This window comes from Frankia sp. AgKG'84/4 (assembly GCF_023242965.2).
Taxonomy (GTDB): Bacteria; Actinomycetota; Actinomycetes; order Frankiales; family Frankiaceae; genus Frankia.
The window spans coordinates 1-1,006 of sequence record NZ_JALKFU020000826.1; the positions used below are offsets into that span (position 1 = coordinate 1).

A 1,006-nucleotide genomic window follows, 5' to 3' on the forward strand; every position below is an offset into this window, starting at 1 on the left:
GCGGGAGCGGTTGACGGTGGAGGATCGCGAGGCAATCTCGCGAGAGCTGAGCCAGGGGCGTTCAGCTCGATATATCGCGGCTGTGCTCGGCCGGCATCATTCGGCGATCTCTCGGGAGATTGAGCGTAACGGCGGTGCGGCGGCGTATAGGGCGGTGGACGCGCAGGCACGGTGTGACCTGATGTGCGCGCGCCCGAAGGAACGGAAACTCGTCGCGTCGAGGGAGCTGCACGACGCGGTGAACGCCGGCCTGGTTGAGAAGTGGTCACCGAAGCAGATCAGCGAGAGACTGCGCACGGACTTTCCCGACGATGAGAGCATGCGTGTGTCGCACGAGACGATCTACGAATGCCTGTACCTGCAGGCCCGCGGCGAACTGCGGACCGAGCTGAAGATCGCGCTACGCAAGGGCCGGACCAGGCGGGTCAACCGGTCGCGCGGCACCCTGACCAGGGGCGGGATCATCGACATGATCAACATCAGCGAGCGGCCGAAGGAAGCCGACGACCGTGCCGTCCCCGGATTCTGGGAGGGTGACCTGATCATCGGCAAGGGGAACAGGTCACAGATCGCGACGCTGGTCGAGCGCACGACCCGGTTCGTGATGCTTGTACGTATCCCCTACGACCGCAACGCAGACAAGGTCGCCTACCTGCTGGCGAAGAAGATGGAGACCCTGCCCGAGTTCATGCGGGGCTCCGTCACGTGGGACCAGGGCAAGGAGATGGCCCGGCACGCCGACTTCACCGTCCGGACAGGCATGCCGGTCTATTTCTGCGATCCACATTCACCGTGGCAACGCGGCTCGAACGAGAACACTAACGGTCTGCTCCGCCAATACTTCCCGAAGGGCACCGACCTGTCCTTGCACACCCAGGATGAACTTGATATTGTGGCGACGCAGCTGAATGGGCGGCCACGGCAAACGCTTACATGGGCGAAGCCAGTCGAGGTCTTCGCCGAATTGTTGGAAAGTCATGCGTCGCCATGACTACTTGATTCCGCC

At 63.0% G+C, this 1,006-nt stretch carries 1 protein-coding gene; it reads left to right on the forward strand.

Annotated elements, in window-relative coordinates; genetic code table 11:
* Positions 1-991: IS30 family transposase (locus MXD58_RS25485; protein WP_248838022.1), on the forward strand; the 991-nt coding region annotated here is incomplete at its 5' end.
* Positions 992-1,006: the final 15 nt, after the last annotated feature.